The sequence below is a fragment of the Streptomyces sp. NPDC048523 genome (assembly GCF_043199815.1).
Lineage (GTDB): Bacteria > Actinomycetota > Actinomycetes > Streptomycetales > Streptomycetaceae > Streptomyces.
Window position 1 is genome coordinate 758,652 of record NZ_JBICWQ010000005.1, and the last position, 22,101, is coordinate 780,752.

General features: G+C 71.4%; 20 protein-coding genes. 11 read left to right on the forward strand and 9 right to left on the reverse strand.

Translation table 11 applies throughout. From position 1 onward, the window contains the following. Nucleotides 1–104 precede the first annotated feature (104 nt). The 4 genes from ACGFWE_RS29145 (at nt 105) to ACGFWE_RS29160 (ending at nt 3,606) form a co-directional block, all read left to right on the forward strand. Nucleotides 105–1,670, forward strand: coding sequence for an MDR family MFS transporter (locus ACGFWE_RS29145; RefSeq protein ID WP_352387968.1), 1,566 nt, complete (start codon nt 105–107; stop codon nt 1,668–1,670). Nucleotides 1,671–1,784: 114 nt separating this feature from the next. Continuing rightward, on the forward strand, nt 1,785–2,333 hold the full coding sequence (locus ACGFWE_RS29150; protein ID WP_352387970.1) for a helix-turn-helix transcriptional regulator: 549 nt from the start codon (nt 1,785–1,787) through the stop codon (nt 2,331–2,333). Further along, entirely contained in the window at nt 2,330–2,764 is a 435-nt protein-coding gene (locus ACGFWE_RS29155; RefSeq protein ID WP_352387972.1) for a VOC family protein, read from the forward strand. Before ACGFWE_RS29150 ends, ACGFWE_RS29155 begins: the two co-directional genes overlap by 4 nt. Continuing rightward, the gene (locus ACGFWE_RS29160; protein WP_393602813.1) at nt 2,755–3,606 is read left to right on the forward strand and encodes a class I SAM-dependent methyltransferase; all 852 of its coding nucleotides are present in this window, start codon (nt 2,755–2,757) and stop codon (nt 3,604–3,606) included. Before ACGFWE_RS29155 ends, ACGFWE_RS29160 begins: the two co-directional genes overlap by 10 nt. A 26-nt stretch (nt 3,607–3,632) precedes the next feature. Here the strand turns inward: ACGFWE_RS29160 and cseC are convergent, their stop codons facing one another. From cseC to ACGFWE_RS29185, 5 genes are all read right to left on the reverse strand, one after another. Further along, nucleotides 3,633–4,967 carry a two-component system sensor histidine kinase CseC gene (gene cseC, locus ACGFWE_RS29165; RefSeq protein WP_352387974.1) on the reverse strand — a complete coding sequence of 445 codons (1,335 nt, stop codon included), beginning with the start codon at nt 4,965–4,967 and terminating at the stop codon, nt 3,633–3,635. A gap of 17 nt (nt 4,968–4,984) precedes the next feature. Continuing rightward, on the reverse strand, nt 4,985–5,689 hold the full coding sequence (gene cseB / locus ACGFWE_RS29170; protein WP_352387976.1) for a two-component system response regulator CseB: 705 nt from the start codon (nt 5,687–5,689) through the stop codon (nt 4,985–4,987). 66 nt (nt 5,690–5,755) lie between these two features. After that, nucleotides 5,756–6,433 carry a hypothetical protein gene (locus tag ACGFWE_RS29175; protein WP_352387978.1) on the reverse strand — a complete coding sequence of 226 codons (678 nt, stop codon included), beginning with the start codon at nt 6,431–6,433 and terminating at the stop codon, nt 5,756–5,758. Further along, the gene (locus ACGFWE_RS29180; protein ID WP_020122536.1) at nt 6,418–6,960 is read right to left on the reverse strand and encodes a SigE family RNA polymerase sigma factor; all 543 of its coding nucleotides are present in this window, start codon (nt 6,958–6,960) and stop codon (nt 6,418–6,420) included. The genes ACGFWE_RS29175 and ACGFWE_RS29180 overlap by 16 nt, the downstream gene beginning before the upstream one ends. A 235-nt stretch (nt 6,961–7,195) precedes the next feature. Then, nucleotides 7,196–8,161, reverse strand: coding sequence for an A/G-specific adenine glycosylase (locus ACGFWE_RS29185; protein WP_393602753.1), 966 nt, complete (start codon nt 8,159–8,161; stop codon nt 7,196–7,198). 332 nt (nt 8,162–8,493) lie between these two features. Here ACGFWE_RS29185 and ACGFWE_RS29190 point away from each other — a divergent pair, with 332 nt between their 5' ends. Continuing rightward, nucleotides 8,494–9,363, forward strand: a complete 870-nt coding sequence (locus ACGFWE_RS29190) for a hypothetical protein (RefSeq protein ID WP_393602755.1) — start codon at nt 8,494–8,496, stop codon at nt 9,361–9,363. Between the two features lie 51 nt (nt 9,364–9,414). Here the strand turns inward: ACGFWE_RS29190 and disA are convergent, their stop codons facing one another. Then, nucleotides 9,415–10,539: a DNA integrity scanning diadenylate cyclase DisA gene (gene disA / locus ACGFWE_RS29195; protein ID WP_352387984.1), complete on the reverse strand. Its 1,125-nt coding sequence runs from the start codon at nt 10,537–10,539 to the stop codon at nt 9,415–9,417. A gap of 81 nt (nt 10,540–10,620) precedes the next feature. Continuing rightward, complete coding sequence (gene radA, locus ACGFWE_RS29200; protein WP_352387986.1) at nt 10,621–12,030, reverse strand: DNA repair protein RadA; 1,410 nt, start codon at nt 12,028–12,030, stop codon at nt 10,621–10,623. A gap of 230 nt (nt 12,031–12,260) precedes the next feature. Between radA and ACGFWE_RS29205 the strand changes: the two genes are divergently transcribed. Then, on the forward strand, nt 12,261–13,937 hold the full coding sequence (locus ACGFWE_RS29205) for a hypothetical protein (protein WP_352387988.1): 1,677 nt from the start codon (nt 12,261–12,263) through the stop codon (nt 13,935–13,937). A gap of 18 nt (nt 13,938–13,955) precedes the next feature. Here the strand turns inward: ACGFWE_RS29205 and ACGFWE_RS29210 are convergent, their stop codons facing one another. Then, nucleotides 13,956–14,813 carry a hypothetical protein gene (locus ACGFWE_RS29210; RefSeq protein ID WP_393602758.1) on the reverse strand — a complete coding sequence of 286 codons (858 nt, stop codon included), beginning with the start codon at nt 14,811–14,813 and terminating at the stop codon, nt 13,956–13,958. 71 nt (nt 14,814–14,884) lie between these two features. Here ACGFWE_RS29210 and ACGFWE_RS29215 point away from each other — a divergent pair, with 71 nt between their 5' ends. The 4 genes from ACGFWE_RS29215 (at nt 14,885) to ilvD (ending at nt 19,420) form a co-directional block, all read left to right on the forward strand. Next, the gene (locus tag ACGFWE_RS29215) at nt 14,885–15,826 is read left to right on the forward strand and encodes a Ppx/GppA phosphatase family protein (RefSeq protein ID WP_352387992.1); all 942 of its coding nucleotides are present in this window, start codon (nt 14,885–14,887) and stop codon (nt 15,824–15,826) included. Between the two features lie 105 nt (nt 15,827–15,931). Further along, nucleotides 15,932–16,756: a sugar phosphate isomerase/epimerase gene (locus ACGFWE_RS29220; RefSeq protein WP_352387994.1), complete on the forward strand. Its 825-nt coding sequence runs from the start codon at nt 15,932–15,934 to the stop codon at nt 16,754–16,756. Between the two features lie 31 nt (nt 16,757–16,787). Further along, nucleotides 16,788–17,399, forward strand: a complete 612-nt coding sequence (locus tag ACGFWE_RS29225; RefSeq protein ID WP_352387996.1) for a TetR family transcriptional regulator — start codon at nt 16,788–16,790, stop codon at nt 17,397–17,399. A gap of 167 nt (nt 17,400–17,566) precedes the next feature. Continuing rightward, nucleotides 17,567–19,420, forward strand: a complete 1,854-nt coding sequence (ilvD, locus tag ACGFWE_RS29230; protein ID WP_352387998.1) for a dihydroxy-acid dehydratase — start codon at nt 17,567–17,569, stop codon at nt 19,418–19,420. A 69-nt stretch (nt 19,421–19,489) separates the two neighbouring features. On the opposite strand, the gene ACGFWE_RS29235 is transcribed toward ilvD, so the two are convergent. Then, entirely contained in the window at nt 19,490–21,583 is a 2,094-nt protein-coding gene (locus tag ACGFWE_RS29235) for a serine/threonine-protein kinase (protein ID WP_393602761.1), read from the reverse strand. 182 nt (nt 21,584–21,765) lie between these two features. Between ACGFWE_RS29235 and ACGFWE_RS29240 the strand changes: the two genes are divergently transcribed. Beyond that, nucleotides 21,766–22,095: an SH3 domain-containing protein gene (locus tag ACGFWE_RS29240; RefSeq protein WP_393602763.1), complete on the forward strand. Its 330-nt coding sequence runs from the start codon at nt 21,766–21,768 to the stop codon at nt 22,093–22,095. Nucleotides 22,096–22,101: the final 6 nt, after the last annotated feature.

Consider the following 22,101-nt stretch of genomic DNA (forward strand, 5'->3'; position numbering starts at 1 on the left):
CGGCTAGTTACGCGTCTACCTTCCCTCAGTGTAGACAACTAGCCGGGCGGCAAGTAAGTACCCCGGTGAGGGCAATACCGCAGGACCTCAGGGGAGTGGGAACAATGGCGGACACACAGACGGTCGAGACCGAACCGGACAAGAAACAGCGCAGTGTGCGGGTCGTCCTGCTCGCGCTGATGATCACCATGATGCTCGCGATGCTCGACAACATGATCGTGGGCACCGCGATGCCGACGATCGTCGGCGAGCTCGGCGGGCTCGAGCACCTGTCGTGGGTCGTCACGGCCTACACGCTGGCCACCGCGGCCGCCACCCCGCTCTGGGGCAAGCTCGGCGACATGTACGGCCGCAAGGGCGTCTTCATGACGTCGATCGTGCTCTTCCTGATCGGCTCCGCGCTCAGCGGAATGGCCCAGGACATGGGGCAGCTCATCGGTTTCCGGGCCGTGCAGGGCCTCGGCGCCGGCGGTCTGATGGTCGGCGTCATGGCGATCATCGGTGACCTGATCCCGCCCCGTGAGCGCGGCAAGTACCAGGGCATGATGGCCGGCGTCATGGCGCTCGCGATGATCGGCGGCCCGCTGGTCGGCGGCACCATCACCGACAACTGGGGCTGGCGCTGGTCCTTCTACATCAACCTGCCGCTCGGCGTGGTGGCGCTCGGCCTCATCAGCGTCGTCCTGCACCTGCCGGCGAAGCGCGCGCAGGCGCGGATCGACTATCTGGGCGCCGCACTGCTGACCATCGGCATCACCGCCATCGTGCTGGTGACCACCTGGGGCGGCACGGAGTACGCCTGGAGCTCCGCGCGGATCATGGAGCTGATCGGCATCGGTGTGGCCGCGCTCGTCGGGTTCGTGTTCTGGCAGACCAAGGCGACCGAGCCGGTGCTCCCGCTGCACATCTTCCGCAGCCGCAACTTCACGCTGATGTCGATCATCGGCTTCGTCACCGGCTTCGTGATGTTCGGCGCGACCCTCTTCCTGCCGCTGTACCAGCAGTCCGTGCAGGGTGCCTCCGCCACAAACTCCGGGCTGCTGCTCCTGCCGATGCTCGGCGCGATGCTGGTGACCTCGATGGTCGCGGGCCGGATCACCACCAACAGCGGGCGGTACTACGTCTTCCCGGTCCTCGGCAGCGTCCTGATGGTGATCGGGCTGTACCTGCTGTCGACGATGGACACCGGGACCTCCCGGTTCACCTCCGGTGTCTTCATGGCCGTCGTCGGACTCGGTATGGGCTGCCTGATGCAGATCACCATGCTGGTGGCGCAGAACAGCGTCGAGATGAAGGACATGGGCGTCGCGTCCTCGTCCACCACCCTGTTCCGGACCCTCGGCTCCTCCTTCGGTGTCGCCATCATGGGCGCCCTGTTCAACCACCGCGTCCAGGACACCATGGCCGCGCGGGGCGGGACGCTGGGCTCGAAGGTGACCGAGCAGTCCGCGCAACTGGACGCGAAGAGCCTGGAGAAGCTGCCGGCCGCGGTGCGCGAGGCGTACCAGTACGCGGTCTCCGCCGGCACGCACTCGGCGTTCCTGCTCGGCTCGATCGTCGCCGTGGTCGCGCTGGTGGCGGCGGTGTTCGTCAAGGAGGTGCCGCTGAAGGGCGCGGGACCGCAGAAGTCGGCGGACGACCCGGCGCCGGCTCCGCTGGTCGAGGTCTGAGCCGACCCCGTCGCCCCCGCTGAACCGAAGGCCCCCGGATGGTGTCCGCCCCGGGGGCCTTCCCCATGTGCGCCCGCGGGGTCGATGTCAGTGCCGCGTGCCACCATCGGCCCCATGGACAAAGTGCGGCAGATCAGGCTCGCCAAGGACGCCATGGACCGGGACTGGGCCGATCCGGGGCTCGACCTGGACGCCGTCGCCGCGCACGCCGGGTACTCGCGCTTCCACTTCCTCCGGGCCTTCAAGGAGGCGTACGGCGAGACGCCCGGGCAGTACCTCACGCACCGGCGGATCGAGCGGGCCGAGGAGATGCTGCGGGGCGCCGATCTGAGCGTGACCGAGATCTGCCACCTGGTCGGCTTCAGCAGCCTCGGCACCTTCTCCGCCCGCTTCAAGGCGCGGACCGGGCTCACCCCGAGCGAGTACCGCACCCGGCACGTGGGCCGCGGCGCCGCCCTGATCCCCGGGTGCTACGCCATGCTCTGGGCCGGCGGCTTCCCCACCACGAGAGCCGCGGAGAGAACCACGAAGAGGACCACGCAGGCACCCGCGAAGCGACCCCCGAAGAGAACCGCAACTTTGGAGAAGCGGCCCGACCCCGCCGCTGCCTACGGTGACGGAGACCGAGACGAACCCCCGGACGACAGGAGAGCGGAGCCATGATCCAGGGCCTGGGCATCAGCACCGTATGGACCTTCGACCAGCAGCGCACCAAGGCCTTCTTCACCGAGAAGCTCGACTTCCAGGTGCGCAGCGAGGTCGCGATGGGCGAGATGACATGGGTCACCGTCGGCGCCAAGGAGCAGGAGGGCGTCGAGCTGGCCCTGATGAGCCTCGACGGCCCGGGTCTGGACCCCGAGTCCGCCGAGGCGCTGAAGAAACTCGTCGGCAAGGGCGTGATGGGCGCGGGAGCCTTCCGGACCGACGACTGCCGCGGTGACTACGAGACGTTCCGGGCGCGCGGGGTGGAGTTCGTCCAGGAGCCGCAGGAGCGGCCGTACGGCATCGAGGCGATCTTCCGCGACGACAACGGCAACTGGTACTCGCTGACCCAGCGCCGCGAGGAACTGGACTTCTCGAAGGACTGGGCGTGAGCGAGGACGTGGCCGGGGCCGACCACACGGCCGTCCGGGTCGCCCTCTGGCGGGCCCTGCACGTCCGCGCCGATCCGCCGCCGCATGTGCTGGAGGACGAGATCGGGCTCAGGCTCGCGGACCCGGGCGACGGGTGGCGGGACCGCCCCGACATGGACGTGACGGCCACGCGCCGCACCCGCGCGTCGATCGTGGCGCGGACCCGGTACGTCGAGGACCTGGTCGTCGAACGGGGCGTGGAGCAGTACGTCGTCCTCGGCGCCGGCCTCGACACCTTCGCCCAGCGCAGACCGGAGGTCGCCGTGGCGGGCGGGCTGCGGGTCTTCGAGGTCGACCGGCCAGGGCCGCAGGCATGGAAGCGCCGACGGCTGCTGGATCTCGGGTTCGGTGTCCCGCAGTGGCTGCGTCTCGTGCCCGTCGACTTCGAGGGGGACTGGTGGGGGCGGCTGGCCGAGGCGGGGTTCGATCCCGGGCGGCCCACTGTGGTGGCCGCCACGGGCGTCACCATGTACCTCACCCAGGAGGCGGTCGAGGCCATGTTCCGCCTGGTCGCCGGACTCGCCCCGGGGTCCACGTTCGTGACGACCTTCATACGGCCGCCGCAGGACGTCGAACCGGAACAGCGACCGCAGTTGGAGGCCGCTGTGGCGGGAGCCCGCGCGGCGGGCACGCCGTTCCTGAGCTTCTTCCGGCCCGCCGAGATCCTGACCCTGGCCCGCGAGTCCGGCTTCCGGGAGGCCCGGCATGTCCCGGCGGAGGAGCTGGACCGCCGGTACTTCACGGGCCGGACGGACGGCGTACGACCGTCCAGGGGGGAGGAGCTGATGGTGGCGACCACCTGACGGCGTCCCGCCCCACCCACCCCGGGTCACGGCAGCAACGGATAGCTCCCCGTCGCGGTGGGCGCGTGCTCGGGCAGCCACAGCACCGCCACCGCCCCCTCCGAGGGCACCCCGTCCGGTGCCCCCGCCGGCCGTACGTTGCGGAAGGTCAGCCGCGCCCCCAGCACCCGCGCCTGACCGGCCGCGATCGTCAGCCCGAGCCCGTGTCCGTGCCCCGCGCGGTCCGCGCTGCCCGTGCGGAAGCGGCTCGGGCCGTCGGCGAGGAGGTCCTCCGGGAAGCCGGGCCCGTGGTCGCGGACGCGGATGACGCGGCCCTCGACGGTGACCTGGATGGGCGGCTTGCCGTGCCGGGCCGCGTTGGCGAGGAGGTTGAACAGCACGCGCTCCAGGCGGCGCGGATCGGTCATGACCTCCGACTCGTGCACCACGCGGACCTCGATCTCCGGGTCCTTGGCCGCCACCCGCCGGGCGACGAACTCACCGAGCAGGATGTCCTGGAGCTCGGCCCGCTCGGAGGCGCCGTCGAGCCGGGCCACCTCCAGGACGTCCTCGACAAGGGTGCGCATGGCTTTCGCCCGGTCCAGGACCAGTTCCGTGGGCCGGCCCGGAGGCAGCAGTTCCGCGGCCGTCAGCAGGCCCGTCACCGGTGTCCGCAACTCGTGCGCGATGTCCGCGGTGACCCGCCGCTCGGCCTCCAGCCGCTGCTGGAGCGCGTCCGCCAGGGCGTCCACGGCGCTCGCGAGGTCGTCGGTCTCGTCCCGTACGACCCCGCCGATCGCGTCCCGCACCCGTACGTCCGTCTCGCCCTTGGCCATCTGGTTCGCCGCGGCCGCCGCCTTCCGCAGCCGCCGCGACAACTGCCCGCCGATGAGCACGCCGAGCGCGCTGCCGCCGAGGACCACCGCGATCGAGCCGATCACCAGGGCCTGGTCGAGGTCGTTGAGGATGTCGGTGCTGCGGTCGGTGAACCCGGTGTGCAGCGACAGCACATGCCCGCCCTTGACCGGGACCGCGGCCCAGATGTCAGGACCCCGGTCGGGCCGGTCGGAGACGTACGTCGCCCGGCGGCCCTCCTCGACCTTCTCGCGCAGCGCGGGCGGCAGACGGCGGTCGTCGACCGCGATGCTGGGGAAGTTCGGCTTGCCGGTCAGTTCGTAGCTGCGCTGGGCGATCTGGATCCGCTCGTCCGCGAGATCGCGCGCGTTGTCCAGCATCGACACGCGCGCCGCGTTGTGCACGACCAGGCTCAGCGCGATCGCGACGAGTGCGCCGACCAGCGCGATGGCCGCGCTGAGCTTCCATCTCAGCCCTGTCCGCACCACCACGCGCTCCGTCACCCGGCCCCGAAGGATCCCCCGCATGCTCCAGGTCCCCCTGCTCAGGCCTTCAACTTGTAGCCGAAACCGCGGACCGTCTCGATCCGGTCCTGGCCGATCTTCGTCCGCAGCCGCTGCACATGGACGTCCACGACCCGGGTGTCACCGCCCCAGCCGTAGTCCCACACCCGCTCGAGGAGCTTGTCGCGCGACAGGACCGTACCCGGCGCGGAGGAGAACTCCAGGAGCAGCCGCATCTCCGTCGGGGTGAGCGCGACCGGCTGTCCGGCCCTGCGCACCTCCATGCCCTCGGTGTCGATCTCCAGCTCACCGAAGGTCAGCACGCCCCCGGCGGCCGCGTCCGTGCCCTCCTCGCCCCGGTCGGCGCCGCCCGCGTGCCCGAAGCGGCGCAGCACCGCGCGGATCCGGGCGACCAGGACGGCCCCGTCGAACGGCTTGGTCACGTAGTCGTCGGCGCCGGCCTCCAGACCGAGCACCACGTCGATCGAGTCGGCGCGTGCCGAGAGCATGATCACCGGCACGGTGGACTCGTCGCGGATACGGCGGCACAGGCTGACCCCGTCCAGGCCCGGCACCATGACGTCCAGCAGGGCGATGTCGGGGCGGTCCGCCCGGAACGCCTCCAGGCCCGACAGTCCGTCGGGCATGGCGGTGACCGCGAAGCCGTCCCGCTCCAGGGCGAGTTGGGTGGCCTCGCGGATGACGTCGTCGTCCTCGACGAACAGCACGTGGGTCTGGTCTGCCATCCGGGTGCTCTCACTCTTCGGTGTCGTGGCGGTCACTGGGGGATCGTTCCGGGCGGCCCGATCGGTTCAGCTGTCGGGCACCGGCGTCGGATCCGTGCCGACGACGTCGCTGTAGTCGCTGTGCGTCCGGTACACCGCGGCGAACCTCCCCGAGGCCCAGCGGTACGTGATCACGTTCTCGCCGGACGGCTCCGCCACCGGGTCGTCCTTCTCGTACACCTGCTTGGTCACCACCAGGTCGCCGCGGTCGATCTCGGCGTAGACCGGAGGTTCCTCGGCCTGGAAGACATTCTGGTACGAACCGCCTTCCTCGCGGTACACGTACGAGCCGACGCCCACCGGATCCGCACAGGTCACGACATTGACGACGACGTCGTCGGCCGAGCTGCCGGTCAGGTCGCCGTAGATCAGGTCGACGGGGTACTGGTCGGTGCCGCACGGCTCCAGATCGCGTTTGACCGCCTCGGAAACCTTCGGGTCCGACCTGAGCAGAGCGATCGCGCCCTTGCGGTCGAGGCGCGGGGAGGCCAGGGCGGACGGCAGGACCGAGGGCGAGGCGCCGTCGGCCGCCGCCGCGTGCGCGGGACCCTCGTCACGGGTGCCGGTGCCGCCGGTGGCGCAGGCGGAGACGAAAAGGGCGAGGGCGGCCAGCACGACCACCGCCGTGCTCGCCGCCTGCAAGATCCCCCGGACCGGAGCGAGGTCCGGCCGGGTGGGCCCGGGTTCGGTCAGGCCGCCGCGCAACGCTCCCGCTCCTCACGCTCCAGCGCGCGTGCGTCCAGGTCGCGGGCCTCCAGCTCCTCGCGGAGCCGGGCGAGCGCCCGGTGCAGCGTGCTCTTGACCGTACCGGCCGACATGCCGAGGGCGGCGGCCGTCTCCTCCGTGGACATCTGCTCCCAGTGTCGCAGCACCACGACACTGCGCTGCTTGGGGGCGAGCACCTTCATGACGTCCATCAGCAGGGCGCGGTCCGCGTGCTGCTCGGTGGAGTCGTCGACCGAGGCGTCCGGGAGCTGCTCGGTCGGCACCTCCTCCAGCTTGCGCGCCCGCCACCACTCCGTGCGGGTGTTGATCATCACCCGGCGCAGGTAGGCGTCCGCGAGCCGCTTGTCCTCGATGGTCTCCCAGCGGCCGTACGTCCGTACGAGCGCCGTCTGGAGCAGGTCCTGCGCGTCGACCGGGTCCGGGACCAGACGGCGTGCGCTGCGCAGCAACGCGTCCTGCCGGGTGCGGACGTACTCCTCGAACTCGAGCACCTCGCCCTGCGCCATGTCGACCGCCTCCTGATCCCCGTTCCGGCAGTCTCTGCCGGTTCTCATCGCGTGTGCTGCCGCCTGGTGTGCGGCATGGCAATGAAGCTACGGAGCAGTTGTCACGGGGCTGTGCGGAGCAGCGCGCGGCTGGCAATCAGCTGTCCGTCGGTTGTGTAACGGAAACCGAAAAAGGGTAAACCGGCGCGGTCGTTCGCGCCGGTTCAGGATGATTCGCCGGTTTGCTTCGTGCCGACTATGTCAACGGCAGCCGATACAAACCACCCGGCAGGGGCTCGACAAGTCCGTCCGCGACGAGACCGTCCAGCGCCCGCGCCCGCTGCACCGGCTCATGCCACACCCGGTCGAGCACCGGCTGCGGGACGGGTGCGTGGGCCTCCCGCAGCACGGCGAGCAGCCTGCCGCGGACCTGGCGGTCGGTACCGGCGTACGTCTGCCCGCGCCGCGGCGGCCCCTCGTGCTCGGGCTTGCCTGCGAGCCGCCACGCGCACTGGGCGGCGATCGGGCAGCGCTGACAGCTCTCGTTCCTGGCCGTGCAGACGAGCGCGCCGAGCTCCATGGAGGCGGCGGCCCAGCGCGCGGCGGTCTTCTCGTCCTGGGGCAGCAGGGCGCGGGCGAGCTTGCGTTCGGCGGCAGTGGTGGCGTTCGGCGGGTACTGCACGCCGGTGACGGCCCGGGCGAACACCCGCCGCACATTGGTGTCGAGCACGGCATGCCGCTGCCCGTACGCGAAGGAGGCGACGGCGGCCGCCGTGTACTCGCCGATCCCGGGCAGCGCGAGCAGCTGCGCGTGGTCCGTCGGTACGTCACCGCCGTGCCGTTCCGTTATGGCGAGCGCGGCGCCGTGCAGCCGCAGCGCCCGGCGCGGATAGCCGAGCCGGCCCCAGGCGCGCACGGCCTCCCCGGGCGCCTCCACGGCCAGATCGGCGGGCCGCGGCCACCGCGCGAGCCACTGCTCGTAGACCGGCAGCACCCGGCTCACGGGGGTCTGCTGGAGCATGAACTCACTGACCATCACCCCCCACGGCCCGGCCTCGGGCCGCCGCCACGGCAGATCCCGGGCGTGTTCGTCGAACCAGTCGATGACGGGAGAGTGCAGGCCCGCTCCGCGGGGAGCGTCGGTGACGCCGTCGGCGGGGCTGCTGTGCGAGGGCAGGGGCGAGGGCGAGGGCTGAGGCTGGGGCTTCGTGGGCGCAGTCATGGCCTTCCGATCCTGCCATGGCCGGGGGCCCGCGCGGGCGTACCGCCATGCCCGGGATCTACCGGACCCCGTCCGCGTCCGCGTCCCGAGGACGGCACCGTCCGGCTGCCGGAGGTGACGAACTGCAGCTCCTGCGAGAGCGGTTGACCGGGCCGTACGTCACGGACCGTAGGCGGCTGGTCGATGCGGTCACACTCCGCGATCGTCATGTGTCGGCCCCGACGAAAGGCAGGGACGGGGCGGCCGTTTCCGGAATGATGATCCTGAAAAGTTGTGGCGCCGGGCGGCGGGTGAGGACGGCGAACTCGCCGATCTCTCGTACAGTTTGCGCCGTGGGATCTCTGCGCAATCCGGTCGGGCCGCTTCCCTCCTCCATCTACTGGCGACGGAGGGCCGTCATGCTGTCCGTCCTCGCCGTGCTGGCGCTGCTGATCGCATGGATCGTCAGCTCCGGCGGCGGAGGCGGCAGGAACGGCGCGGACGGGCCCAACGACAAGAATCCCTCCCCCTCCACGATCACCCCCGGACCCTCCGGTTCCGGGCCCGCGATCAGTCAAGCCCCGGGCGGCCGCGACGAGTCGACGACCGGTGGCGACACCGGCGGGGGTTCGGGATCGGGCTCCGGTTCGGCCGCCGGTGCCGGTGCGGGGGGCGGCTCGGGAGCCGGCGGTGAGACCGGTACGGGCGGCTCCGCCGGGGCGGGCGGGTCCGGAAGCGCGGGCAGCGCCGGAAGTGCCGGGAGCGGCGGCACGGGCATCGGGGTGGGGCCGGCAGACACCCTCCCGGCGGGCTCCTCCATCCCCAACTGCACTGCGGGCGCGGTGAAGTTGCGCGTGCGGAGTCTGCACAACGCCTACGACCCCGGCCAGACCCCCACCTTGCTGCTGACCGCGACGAACTCCTCCGCCGGTGACTGCAAGGTCGATCTCGGGCCCAAGCGCGCGGTGTTGACGATCACTCAGGCCGGTTCGGACGACCCGTACTGGTCGTCCGCCGACTGTCCCAGGAGCGCGGGGAACCTGGTCTACCGGGCTCCGGCACGGAGCAGCATCACGTACACCGTGAAGTGGGACCGCAAGCCGAGTGCTCCGCAGTGCGCGACGCCGCCCGCGGGGTCGGCGGGTCCGGGGACCTACCTGGTGGAGGTCAAGGCACCCGGATATGCCACGGCCCAGGCTTCGTTCGTGCTGGAGAACGACTGACCGAGGTGCCGTCGTCGTGGCCGGGGCGCGGTCTCCGCGCCCCGGGTGTGCCTACACGTACCGTTCCAGGATCGAGCTCTCGGCCAGCCTCGACAGGCCCTCCCTGACGCTGCGTGCCCTTGCCTCGCCCACTCCGTCCACCGTCTGGAGGTCGTCGACGCTGGCCGCCAGCAGCTTCTGGAGGCTGCCGAAGTGCTCCACCAGGCGGTCGATGATCGCGCCCGGCAGGCGGGGCACCTTGGCAAGCAGGCGGAAGCCGCGGGGGGAGACGCCCGAGTCGATCGCCTCGGGGGAGCCGGTGTAGCCCAGGGCGCGGGCCACGGCGGGGAGTTCGAGGAGCTCGGCGTGGGTCAGGGCGTCCAGTTCGTACAGCGCCTCCTCGACCGTGCGGGAGCGCTTCGCGGTGGGTTCGGGGACGTAGTCCCGGACGACGAGTTCGCGTTCCGGCTCCACGCCCGCGATCAGCTCGTCCAGCTGGAGGGAGAGGAGGCGGCCGTCCGTGCCGAGTTCGAGCACGTACTCGGCGATCTCCGTGGCGATCCGGCGGACCATCTCCAGGCGCTGGGCGACGGCCGAGACGTCCCGGACCGTCACGAGGTCCTCGATCTCCAGCGCGGAGAGCGTGCCCGCCACCTCGTCCAGGCGCAGCTTGTAGCGCTCCAGGGTCGCCAGGGCCTGGTTCGCCCGGGACAGGATCGCCGCCGAGTCCTCCAGGACGCGGCGCTGGCCGTCGACGTACAGGGCGATGAGGCGCATCGACTGGGAGACCGAGACGACCGGGAAGCCGACCTGCTTGCTCACCCGGTCCGCGGTGCGGTGCCGGGTGCCGGTCTCCTCCGTCGGGATCGTCGCGTCGGGCACGAACTGCACGCCCGCCCGCAGGATCTTCGACAGGTCCGACGAGAGCACGATGCCGCCGTCCAGCTTGCACAGCTCACGCAGGCGCGTGGCCGCGAACTCGACGTCCAGGACGAAACCGCCCGTGCACATCGTCTCCACCGTCTTGTCGAAGCCGAGCACGATGAGTCCGCCGGTGTTGCCGCGCAGCACCCGCTCGAGGCCGTCGCGCAGGGGGGTGCCGGGGGCCACGGCGCTCAGGGAGGCGCGCATCAGGCCTTCGGAACCGGCACTCCCACCGGACTTTCCGGGAGCTGCCGCCCGGTCGTTGGCTGCCACTGCTCTCCTCCGGTCGCGGGGTCTTGGGCCCTCCCATGTCGCACATTCGGTTCGTACGGACGGGCGAGACCAGGGCAAAGTCTACCGGCGGTCCTCCTCGTCCCGTGGGGCCTCCCGCCGACGCGAGCGCGGAAGGACCCTCAGGGCGTCCCCTATGTCCGCGACTTCCAGGACCTTCATGCCGGCCGGGATCTTGCCGGGATCGCCCGGTACGAGCGCGTGCGTGAAGCCCAGACGGTGTGCCTCGGAGAGCCTGCGCTGGACGCCCGTGACCCGTCTGACCTCGCCCGCGAGCCCCACCTCGCCGATCGCGACGAGGTTCTTGGGCAGCGGGGTGTCGCTGGCCGCCGACGCCAGGGCGAGGGCGATCGCCAGGTCCGCGGCAGGTTCCGAAAGCTTTACCCCACCGACCGTCGCGGAGTAGATGTCCCGCTTGCCGAGGGCGCTGATCCGGCCCCGCTGCTCCAGGACGGCGAGCATCATCGAGACGCGGGAGGTCTCCAGACCCGAGGTGGTGCGCCGGGGCGAGGGGATCTGGGAGTCGACGGTGAGCGCCTGCACCTCGGCCACCAGAGGACGGCGGCCCTCCAGGGTGACGGTGAGGCAGGTACCGGGGACCGGTTCATCACGACGTGTCAGGAAAAGTCCGCTTGGGTCCGCGAGGCCCGTGATGCCCTCGTCGTGCAGCTCGAAGCAGCCGACCTCGTCGGTGGCGCCGTAGCGGTTCTTGACGCCCCGTACGAGCCTGAGGCGCGCGTGCCGGTCGCCCTCGAAGCTCAGGACCACGTCCACCAGGTGCTCCAGCAGGCGCGGGCCGGCGATCGCGCCGTCCTTGGTGACATGGCCCACCAGGAGGGTGGACATCCCGCGCTCCTTGGAGACCCGGATCAGCGCCCCGGCGACCTCGCGCACCTGGGCCATGCCGCCCGGGGCGCCGTCGATCTCCGGGGAGGCCACCGTCTGCACCGAGTCGAGGATCAGCAGCGACGGCTTCACCGCGTCCAGATGTCCGAGGACCGCGGACAGGTCGGTCTCGGCGGCGAGATACAGGTGGTCGTCGATCGCGCGGATGCGGTCGGCGCGCATCCGGACCTGGCTCGCGGACTCCTCGCCGGTCACATAGAGCGTGCGGTGCTCGTCGCTCGCCGACTTGGCCGCCACGTCCAGCAGGAGCGTGGACTTGCCGACGCCGGGCTCGCCCGCGAGGAGCACCACCGCGCCGGGCACGAGACCGCCGCCGAGCACCCGGTCCAGCTCGGGCACGCCGGTGGAGCGGGCGGTGGCCTGGCGGCCGTCGACCTGGCCGATCGGCACGGCGGAGGTGGTGACACGGCCGGGTGTCGTCGTACGCACCGCGGGCGCGCCGTACTCCTCGATCGTCCCCCAGGCCTGGCACTCGGGGCAGCGACCGAGCCACTTGGCCGTCTGCCAGCCGCACTCGGTGCAGCGGTAGGACGGGCGCTCCTTGGCGGACTTCGTACGGGCAGCCATGCACGAACCGTAACCGCCGCCACTGACAACGCCTGCCGCCGCCCGCCGGACGGCATGCGTCCCGGCCCCGGACCGTCCCGCGCCCCGGCGCGTGAATCGGCCACGTCACGACGGGAACGAGCCATGGAATCCGGGGTTCCTGTCCCCGATTGAGGGATCGTTTCACCCGTACGGAGTAAAAGTGCTCAAGGTGCAGGAAGGGGCCATCTTTCGCGTCCTACGGTCCACGGATGATGAGCAGCAGTCCGGAGACCTCGACCCGCACCACCGGCGCGCACCGGGCGCAACGGCAGGAGCGCGACCGCGCTGCGGCGCGCACGCTGGCGCAGCGGCCGACCGCGCGCTACGAGCCGTACCTGGACGGCCTGTTCACCTACTGCCTGTCCGTGCTGTGCGACCACGACGCGGCGACCGCCGCCCTCGGGGACGTCCTCGCGCTCGCCGACAAGCGCGGCGGCCCGGACGCGGCCGGCGACCGCAGGGCCTGGCTGTACGCGCTGGCCCGCTGGGCCTGTCTGCGCAAGCTGGCGGAGGCCAAGCAGAAACGTCAGGCCACGCACGCGGCGGGTCGTCACGGAGCTGCCCAGGACCCCGCCCGACCCCCGGTCGCCGAGGACGTCCTGGAGTCGCGGCGCCGCGAACTCTCCCTGCTGGCCTGGCCGGAGGCGGCCGGTACGACTCCCGAGCAGCGCGAGGCGCTCGAACTCGCCGTACGCCACCACCTCGCCGCCCACGAGGTCGCCGCCGTCCTCGGCATGGACCTCGCCGGAGCCCGCGAACTGCTCGCCTCCGCCGCCTGCGAGGTAGAGCGCACCCGCGCGGCCCTCGCCGTCGTCGAGACCGGTGACTGTCCGAGCGTGGCGCGGCTCACCGGCGACAACCAGTTCGTGCTCAGCTCCGCCCTGCGCCGCGAACTCGTGCGTCATGTCGACGACTGCCCGCGCTGTCGCCGCAGTGCCGAGCGCGCGATCCCCGGCCGCTGGCCCGGCGCCATGACCACGCCCGCCGAGCTGCCCGTGCTCGAAGCGCCCCGCGCGGCCCTGCACATGGCGTCGGCGCACCCGCCACGCGCGCGTGGCGCGGCCGTGCCCCGCTTCGACCGGCGTGGCTTCCCGATGGACCCCAAGGACCGGGCCGCCCGCCGCGACCGCCTCCGTGCGCGTGCCGTGACCACGACCGTCGTCGCCACCGTCGTCGCCGCCCCCGTGCTCGCCCTGTGGGCCGCCTACCGGGGCGGTCCGGGCGAGGGGGCCGACGGCCACTCCGCCACCGCCAGCGAGGCGCACGGCCCCGACAGCCTGGACGGCGTGGTGGCGAGCGGCGGCTACCAGAACGCCGGCAACGCGAGCACGAGACCCGGCACCCGTTTCGCCAAGGACGGCAGGCCCGACGTCTCCGTGGAGGTCGTGAGCGTCGCGGGCGCCGGCAAGAAGGGCGCCGGACACCTGCAGGTCGACGCCGGCAACGACGGCGACACCACCCTGATCACCCTCACCGCGACCGGCGACGCCCCGGTCCGCTGGTCCGCCACCACGGGCGCCTCCTGGCTCTACCTGAGCCAGTCCGCAGGAACCTTGAAGGCCGGCGAGTCGTTGACGATCAAGGTGTACGTCGACCATCTGCGCGAGCCGTCCGGCCCCTGGAGCGCGCGCGTGGCGATCGCCCCGGCCGGTGCCGTCGTCACCATCCAGGGCTACGGCACGGCCCCCGCGCCGTCCGCCCCCGGCGAGCCGACGACACCCCCGCCCAGCCCCAGTCCCACGGCCTCGTCCCCCTCGGATCCCACTCCGAGCGACCCGCCGTCCTCGTCCCCCTCCCCGACCCCGCCGGACCCCACCCCGTCCGACTCGGCGAGCCCGTCATCCTCACCGACGGGCAGTGACGAGCCGAGCCCGTCCACGTCATAGCGGATGCGTTTCCGCCGCTCAGACGGTCGGGTCCGCCGGATGCGGTGCCAGCAGGGGCAGTTGGGAGGCCAGGCGCTGCTCGCAGAGTTCGACCAGGCGGTCGTAGCCGGCCTTGCCCATCAGTTCGATCAGTTCGGGGCGGTAGGAGACGTAGACCGGGTCACCGGCGCCGTGTGCCGAGGTCGCCGAGGTGCACCACCAGTGCAGGTCGTGGCCGCCCGGACCCCAGCCGCGCCGGTCGTACTCGCCGATCGACACCTGGAGCACGCGCGTGTCGTCGGGCCGGTCGATCCAGTCGTACGTCCGCCGCACCGGCAGCTGCCAGCACACGTCCGGCTTGGTCTCCAGCGGCTCGCGGCCCTCCCGCAGCGCCAGGATGTGCAGCGAGCAGCCCTGGCCGCCGGCGAAGCCGGGCCGGTTCTGGAAGATGCAGGAGCCCTGGAAGGGCCGGGTCTGCCGGTCGCCGTCCTCGTCCTCCGAGACCCAGCCGCCCGTCGTGCCCGCGGCGTGGTGCTGCCAGATGTCCGGAGTGAGCCGCGCCACGTGCTCGGCGACCCGCTTCTCGTCGTCCTCGTCGGAGAAGTGGGCACCCAGAGTGCAGCACCCGTCGTCCGCGCGGCCCGCCTGGATGCCCTGGCAGCCGCTGCCGAAGATGCAGTTCCACCGAGAGGTCAGCCAGGTCAGATCGCAGCGGAAGACCTGCTCGTCGTCCGCCGGATCCGGAAACTCCACCCACGCGCGCGCGAAGTCGAGCCCCTTCTCGTCGGCCTTCAGAGCCTTCAGGGCCTTCCGCGACTGCTTCGGTGGCTTCACCCGCGAAGGACCGTCGGCAGAAGCGGCCGTTTTGTCGTCCTTCACCTTTTTCGTCTTTGGCACTCGTCCAGGGTAAGTCGCCCGAGCCCCCTCCGGAGACAGTCGAACGCCCAGCTGGCAGTAGCGTTCCCCCCATGAGACTCGGTGTCCTCGACGTGGGTTCGAACACGGTGCACCTGCTCGTGGTGGACGCGCACCACGGCGCACGCCCCCTGCCCGCGCACTCGCACAAGGTGGAACTGCGCCTTGCCGAACTCCTCGACGAGGCCGGGGCGATCAGTCCCGAAGGCGTCGAGAAGCTGGTCGCGGTCGTCAAGGACGCACTCCAGGCCGCCGAGGACAAGGGCGTCGAGGACCTGCTCCCGTTCGCCACCTCCGCCGTCCGCGAGGCCGGCAACGCCGACGACGTCCTCGCGCGCGTGCGGGCCGAGACCGGCGTCGAGCTCCAGGTCCTCACCGGCGCCGAGGAGGCCCGTCTCACCTTCCTCGCGGCCCGCCGCTGGTTCGGCTGGTCGGCGGGCAAGCTCCTGGTCCTCGACATCGGCGGCGGCTCCCTGGAGGTCGCCTACGGCATCGACGAGCAGCCGGACGCGGTGGCCTCCCTCCCGCTGGGCGCGGGCCGTCTCACGGCGGGCTGGCTCCCCGGCGACCCCCCGGACCCGGACGACATCAGGGCCCTGCGACGGCATGTGCGCGCCCAGATCGCCCGTACGGTCGGCGAGTTCGCCCGCTTCGGCGCCCCCGACCACGTGGTCGCCACCTCCAAGACCTTCAAGCAGCTGGCCCGCCTGGCCGGCGCGGCCCGCTCCGCCGAGGGCCTCTACGTCCAGCGCGAACTCAAGCGCGAGTCCCTGGAGGCCTGGGTCCCGAGGCTGGCCGGCATGACGACGGACCAGCGGGCGGAACTCCCGGGCGTCTCCGAGGGCCGGGCGAACCAGCTCCTGGCGGGCGCCCTGGTGGCCGAGGGCGCGTTGGACCTTTTCGGGGTGGAAACGGTGGAAATCTGCCCGTGGGCGCTCAGGGAGGGCGTCATTCTGCGCAGACTTGATCACATGGGTCCGGCGCAAGGTCTCTGAGGCCGAGAGCAACCGCACACCGGTCGACACCCGCCTCGTGGCAATCACCACAACGGCGAACAGGCACCCCACATCCACCCGGGCGAACCCTTTAGGCTGACGACCGTGGCAGAACCAGTCGTACGGATCCCGGATGCGAAGGTCGCCCTCTCGACGGCCTCGGTCTACCCGGAGTCGACGGCGACGGCCTTCGAGATCGCCGCACGCCTCGGATACGACGGCGTCGAGGTCATGGTGTGGACCGACCCGGTCAGCCAGGACATCGAGGCCCTGCGCCGCCTCTCCGACTACCACGGCATCCCCATACTCGCCGTGCACGCCCCCTGCCTGCTCATCACGCAGCGGGTGTGGTCCACGGACCCCTGGGTCAAGCTCCAGCGCGCCCGTGCGGCCGCCGAGAAGCTGGGCGCTAGCACGGTCGTCGTCCACCCGCCGTTCCGCTGGCAGCGTCAGTACGCCCGCGACTTCGTCAGCGGGATCTGGCGGATGGCGGACGAGACGGACGTACGGTTCGCCGTCGAGAACATGTACCCCTGGCGCTACCGCGACCGCGAGATGCTCGCCTACGCCCCCGACTGGGACGTCACCAAGGACGACTACCGGCACTTCACGATCGACCTCAGCCACGCGGCGACCTCCCGGACCGACGCGATGCAGATGGTCGACCGGATGGGGGACCGTCTCGGCCACGTCCATCTCGCCGACGGCAAGGGTTCCGCTAAGGACGAGCACCTCGTGCCCGGCCGAGGCGCCCAGCCCTGCGCCGAGCTCCTGGAGCGCCTCGCGCTGAGCGGCTTCGACGGCCATGTCGTCATCGAGGTCAACACCCGCCGCGCGATGTCCGGCGCCGAACGCGAGGCCGACCTCGCCGAGGCCCTGGCCTTCACCCGCCTCCATCTGGCCACGCCGGTGAGGGTGCCGCGGCGATGAGAAGCCAAGCGACCATGCAGGTGTCCCGGCCGTGAGCGACGTCACCGCCCGGAAGCGCGGCCGGCCCCGTCGTACGGAATCGGACGCGGCCGGCACCCGTGACCGGATCCTCGTCGCGGCCCGTGAGGAGTTCTCCGAGCGGGGCTACGAGAAGACCTCCGTGCGTGGCATCGCCAAGGCCGCCGGAGTCGACTCGGCCCTGGTCCACCACTACTTCGGCACCAAGGAACAGGTCTTCGAGGCGGCCGTGGAGGTCGCCGCCGCGCCCGCGCTGAGCACCCCCGACGCGCTCGCCGAGGGCCCGCTGGAGGACGCCGGAGAGCGACTGACCCGCTTCATCTTCGGCGTCTGGGAGAACCCGGCGACCCGCCTGCCCATCCTGGCGATCGTCCGCTCCGCCGTGACCAACGAGACCGCGGCCACCGTCTTCCGCCGGCTCGTCGCCGCCCAGCTGCTGCGCCGCATCTCCGACCAGCTGGACCTGCCGGACGCCGAGCTGCGCGCCGAGCTGGCGGCCGCGCAGCTCGTGGGGACGGCCATGCTGCGGTACGTGATCAAGGTGGAGCCGCTGGCCTCGACCGACATCGAGCAGATCATCGCGCGAGTGGCCCCGGTGGTGCAGCACCATCTGACCGGGCCCTGACGGGATCCCGGCCGACCCTGACCAGACGCTGCTCCGAGACGGGCGTCCCGCATTCCGGACACCTTGTCCCGAACCCTGGATGACCGGCGTACGCTCGTTAGCAGTCAGAAGTCTCGTACGACCGTCTCTGAAGTCTCTGACGACCGTCTCTGAAGGAGCGAGCGACGATGCCCGAGCTGAGGTCCCGCACAGTCACCCACGGCCGCAACATGGCGGGCGCACGCGCCCTTATGCGCGCCTCCGGTGTACCCGGTGCGGACATCGGCCGCAAGCCGATCATCGCGGTCGCCAACTCCTTCACGGAGTTCGTGCCGGGCCACACCCACCTGCAGCCGGTCGGCCGGATCGTCTCCGAGGCGATCGTCGCGGCCGGCGGCATCCCGCGCGAGTTCAACACCATCGCCGTCGACGACGGCATCGCGATGGGCCACGGCGGCATGCTGTACTCCCTCCCCTCCCGCGACCTGATCGCGGACTCGGTGGAGTACATGGTCGAGGCCCACTGCGCCGACGCCCTGATCTGCATCTCCAACTGCGACAAGATCACCCCGGGCATGCTGAACGCCGCGCTGCGGCTCAACATCCCCACGGTCTTCGTCTCGGGCGGCCCGATGGAGTCCGGCCGCGCGACCCTCGTGGACGGTACGGTCCGCACCCTCGACCTGGTCGACGCGATGTCCGAGGCCGTGAACGAGAAGATCTCGGACGCGGACATGCTCCGTATCGAGGAGAACGCCTGCCCGACCTGCGGCAGCTGTTCCGGCATGTTCACCGCCAACTCGATGAACTGCCTGACCGAGGCCATCGGCCTCTCCCTCCCCGGCAACGGCTCGGTCCTCGCCACGCACACGGCCCGCAAGCAGCTGTACGTCGACGCGGCCGACACCGTCATGGACATCACCCGGCGCTACTACGAGCAGGACGACGAGACGGTCCTGCCGCGCAACGTCGCCACCTTCGCGGCGTTCGAGAACGCCATGGCGCTCGACATCGCCATGGGCGGCTCCACCAACACGATCCTGCACCTGCTGGCGGCGGCCCAGGAGGCGGAGATCCCCTTCGGCCTCGCCGAGATCGACGCGGTCTCGCGCCGCGTCCCCTGCCTCGCGAAGGTCGCCCCGAACGTGGCGAAGAACCGCACGTACTACATGGAGGACGTGCACCGCGCGGGCGGCATCCCGGCCCTCCTCGGCGAACTGCACCGCGCGGGCCTGCTCAACGAGGACGTGCACTCGGTGCACAGCCCGTCGCTGGCGGACTGGCTGAAGACGTGGGACGTCCGCGGGGGCTCCCCTTCCGCGAAGGCCCTCGAGCTGTGGCACGCGGCCCCCGGCTGTGTCCGCTCCGCCGAGGCCTTCTCCCAGTCGGAGCGCTGGGAGGCGCTGGACGAGGACGCCGCCGAGGGCTGCATCCGCAGCGCCGAGCACGCCTACTCCAAGGACGGCGGCCTGGCAGTCCTCAAGGGCAACCTCGCGGTCGACGGCTGTGTCGTGAAGACGGCCGGCGTCGACGAGTCGATCTGGACGTTCGAGGGCCCGGCCGTCGTCTGCGAGTCGCAGGAGGAGGCCGTTCAGAAGATCCTCACCCAGCAGGTCAAGGAGGGCGACGTCGTCGTCATCCGCTACGAGGGCCCCAAGGGCGGCCCCGGCATGCAGGAGATGCTCTACCCGACCTCGTACCTGAAGGGCCGCGGCCTCGGCAAGGCCTGCGCCCTGATCACCGACGGCCGCTTCTCCGGCGGCACCTCCGGCCTGTCCATCGGCCACGCCTCCCCGGAGGCCGCGGCCGGCGGCACCATCGCCCTCGTCGAGGACGGCGACCGCATCCGCATCGACATCCCCGGCCGGTCGATCGAGCTCCTGGTCGACGACGAGGAGCTGGCCCGTCGCGCGGCCGCACTGGACGGCGCCTACGCCCCGAAGAACCGCGAGCGCAAGGTCTCGGCCGCGCTGCGCGCCTACGCGGCGATGGCCACCAGCGCGGACAAGGGCGCGGTGCGGGACGTGTCGAAGCTGGGCTGAGGCCTCCCCGGCCAGACCCCCGGCAGACCTGGGGCCGTCTTTTCGGGGGCGGCCCCGTTTTTTGGTGCGCTACCAGTCCGAGGGGACGCGGGTGTCCACGGCGAAGACGGTGCCGTCGGGGGCGGTGGCGTAGACGTGACCGTCGGCGAGGACGGGCTTGGGCAGCGCGCCGGCGACAGTGCCGGAGTTCGTGCCGAGGCGCGCCGGGGTCTGCCCGACGAGGCGTCCTTCGGCGGCGCTGATGGCCAGGAGCCGTCCGTCGGCCGCGGTGAAGTACACATGGCGGGCGTCGGCGACCGGTACGGAACCACGGCTCACGGACGTCTCGAGGGTCCAGAGCCGTTTGCCCGCCTCCGTGTCCACGGCGTCCAGGGAACCGTTGGTCGCCAGGACGTAGACCACGTTCCCGTGCACAGTGGCCTGGGCGTCGGAGCGCGCCACCGGGAGTTTCACCCGGTCCGACGCCCCGCTGGCCGGGGTGTAGCGGACGACGGCGTCCGTGTCGCCGTACTGGTTGTCCGTGGCGAGGAAGAAGACCGATCCGTCGTGCACACCCACGGGAGTCAGATTTCCGCTCAGCCGCGCGTCCCAGCGCACCGCTCCGGTGGCCGGGTCCACCGCGGTGACCCGGGTGGTCGAGGCGTCCCCGGAGAGGTTCATGGTGTAGGCCAGCGGGTCCCCGGCGAACGAGACGAACGTCGGCATCGGCTGCCCCGGCATCCGTCGGCTCCACTTGGAGTCACCCGTGGTGGCGTCCACCCCGGTGACCGTTCCGTCGAGAAGGGTCAGCAGGAGCATGTCCCCCGCGACCTGCAGGGCGTGATGTGCGGGCAGGTTCCGTCGCCAACGCACCTTGCCCGCGGCGGGATCGAGCGCCTCCAGGTGTCGTCCCTCGTCCACCATGGGCTGTACGAGACCGCCCCCGACGGCCGGTGCTCTGCTCGGGCTCGACTCGGCGACGGAGCGCTGCCACAGCAGGGTGCCGTCCGACGGATCCAGGGCGAAGACCGTACCGGGCCGCGCACAGACCAACTGACGGGTGCCGTAGGAGCACTGCACCGCACCCGTGCCCTTCGGAACCGGGTTCACCTCCCAGCCGGCGAACCCGGAAGCCGCGGCCGTGGGCTTGTCGCCGCTCTTCGCCGCGATGCCGCCACCGTCGCCGAGTCCCTGCACGCAGACGAGGACGCCGGCCAGGACGAGCACGGCCGCGACGGCGGCGAGGACGGCCTTTCCGGACGGACGCCTCCGCGGCGGTGACGCCGGCCTCTTCGGACCCGGCTCCGGCACATCACCCGTGCGCTGTGCCGGTATGAACGCCTGCGTGTCGTACGAGGCCGCGACCGACCGCAGCTCCCGCATCAACTCGTCCGGGGTGGGCCGGTCCTCGGGCTCCTTGGCGAGGCACCGCACGATGAGCGGCGCGAGATTCTGCGGTACGCCCGTCAGGTCCGGCTCGTCGTGCACGACCTGGTAGGCCACGACATACGGACTGTCGGAGTCGAACGGCCCGCGCCCGGTGGCCGCGTGCACCATCACCGATCCGAGCGCGAAGATGTCGGCGGCGGGACCCACCTCCCTGGGCCGCCGGAACTGCTCCGGCGCCATGAACGGCGGCGTCCCGATCAACTTGCCCGTCTCGGTGCGAAGTTCGCTGTCCTTTGGCCGAGAAATACCGAAGTCGATGACCTTGGGCCCGTCCTCGGCGAGCAGCACATTGCTCGGCTTGAGATCCCGGTGGACCACTCCGACCCGGTGGATGTCGCGCAGCGCCTCGGCGAGCCCGGCCATCAGCCGACGCAACTCGGAGGGCGCCATGGGCCCGTTCCGCTTCACCTCGTCCGAGAGAGTCGGCCCGGGGATGAACAGCGTGGCCATCCAGGGCCGTTCGGCATCGGGGTCGGCATCGACGACGGACGCGGTGAACGCCCCGCTCACCTTCCGCGCCGCGGCCACCTCCTGCCGGAAACGCCCCCTGAACTCCGGGTCCTTGGCGAACTCGGAATGGACGACCTTCACCGCGAGCTTCATCCCCGAGGCGCTGCGCGCGACATGCACGACGCCCATCCCGCCGGACCCCAGGCATGACTCCAGTTGATAGTGACCGGCGTACTCGGGAAGTTCCGCTTCCGCGCCCGCTCCGGTGTTGCCCTGTGGCGCCATGGAACCACCCCCGTGCTGATCGTCCGCGCGCGCGACGCACGGAGCCTAGTCGATGACTCGTACGGGACAGAGGCGGCTTGCTAGTCTCCGCGTGCGAGTTACGTACATGTGTTTCATGGCGTGATTCAGGGGAATCAACGGGACCCCATGGCAGTCATGGGGAGCAACGGGGGAGGATTTTCATGTCTGTTGACCACGTGGAAGAGACCGAGGGCCTCAAGGAGACCGAAGCCCTGACGGCTACGGCTACGGCTACGGCGTCGGTTCGCTACTACTCGATCGCGCCCGGAGTCCGTCTCAACGTCCGCAGCGGCCCCGGCACGAGCTACAGCGTCGTGCGGGTACTGCCCGAGGGCGCGAAGGTGCCGATCTACTGCCAGACGCCCGGCACCACGGTGACCGGCCCCTACGGCACCAGCAACATCTGGGACAACATCAGCAACAGCCAGTACATCTCCGACGCGTACGTACTGACCGGCAGCGACGGCTACGTCGCCGACCGCTGCTCCTGAGTCTCC

What these genes read in the sequence shown, in the direction of transcription:
- ACGFWE_RS29145 (WP_352387968.1), top strand. Translation starts at nt 105, where the DNA reads ATGGCGGACACACAGACGGTCGAGACCGAACCGGACAAGAAACAGCGC.
- ACGFWE_RS29150 (WP_352387970.1), top strand. Translation starts at nt 1,785, where the DNA reads ATGGACAAAGTGCGGCAGATCAGGCTCGCCAAGGACGCCATGGACCGG.
- ACGFWE_RS29155 (WP_352387972.1), top strand. Translation starts at nt 2,330, where the DNA reads ATGATCCAGGGCCTGGGCATCAGCACCGTATGGACCTTCGACCAGCAG.
- cseC (WP_352387974.1), bottom strand. Translation starts at nt 4,967, where the DNA reads ATGCGGGGGATCCTTCGGGGCCGGGTGACGGAGCGCGTGGTGGTGCGG.
- cseB (WP_352387976.1), bottom strand. Translation starts at nt 5,689, where the DNA reads ATGGCAGACCAGACCCACGTGCTGTTCGTCGAGGACGACGACGTCATC.
- ACGFWE_RS29180 (WP_020122536.1), bottom strand. Translation starts at nt 6,960, where the DNA reads ATGGCGCAGGGCGAGGTGCTCGAGTTCGAGGAGTACGTCCGCACCCGG.
- ACGFWE_RS29185 (WP_393602753.1), bottom strand. Translation starts at nt 8,161, where the DNA reads ATGACTGCGCCCACGAAGCCCCAGCCTCAGCCCTCGCCCTCGCCCCTG.
- radA (WP_352387986.1), bottom strand. Translation starts at nt 12,030, where the DNA reads ATGGCTGCCCGTACGAAGTCCGCCAAGGAGCGCCCGTCCTACCGCTGC.
- ACGFWE_RS29205 (WP_352387988.1), top strand. Translation starts at nt 12,261, where the DNA reads ATGATGAGCAGCAGTCCGGAGACCTCGACCCGCACCACCGGCGCGCAC.
- ACGFWE_RS29215 (WP_352387992.1), top strand. Translation starts at nt 14,885, where the DNA reads ATGAGACTCGGTGTCCTCGACGTGGGTTCGAACACGGTGCACCTGCTC.
- ilvD (WP_352387998.1), top strand. Translation starts at nt 17,567, where the DNA reads ATGCCCGAGCTGAGGTCCCGCACAGTCACCCACGGCCGCAACATGGCG.
- ACGFWE_RS29235 (WP_393602761.1), bottom strand. Translation starts at nt 21,583, where the DNA reads ATGGCGCCACAGGGCAACACCGGAGCGGGCGCGGAAGCGGAACTTCCC.
- ACGFWE_RS29240 (WP_393602763.1), top strand. Translation starts at nt 21,766, where the DNA reads ATGTCTGTTGACCACGTGGAAGAGACCGAGGGCCTCAAGGAGACCGAA.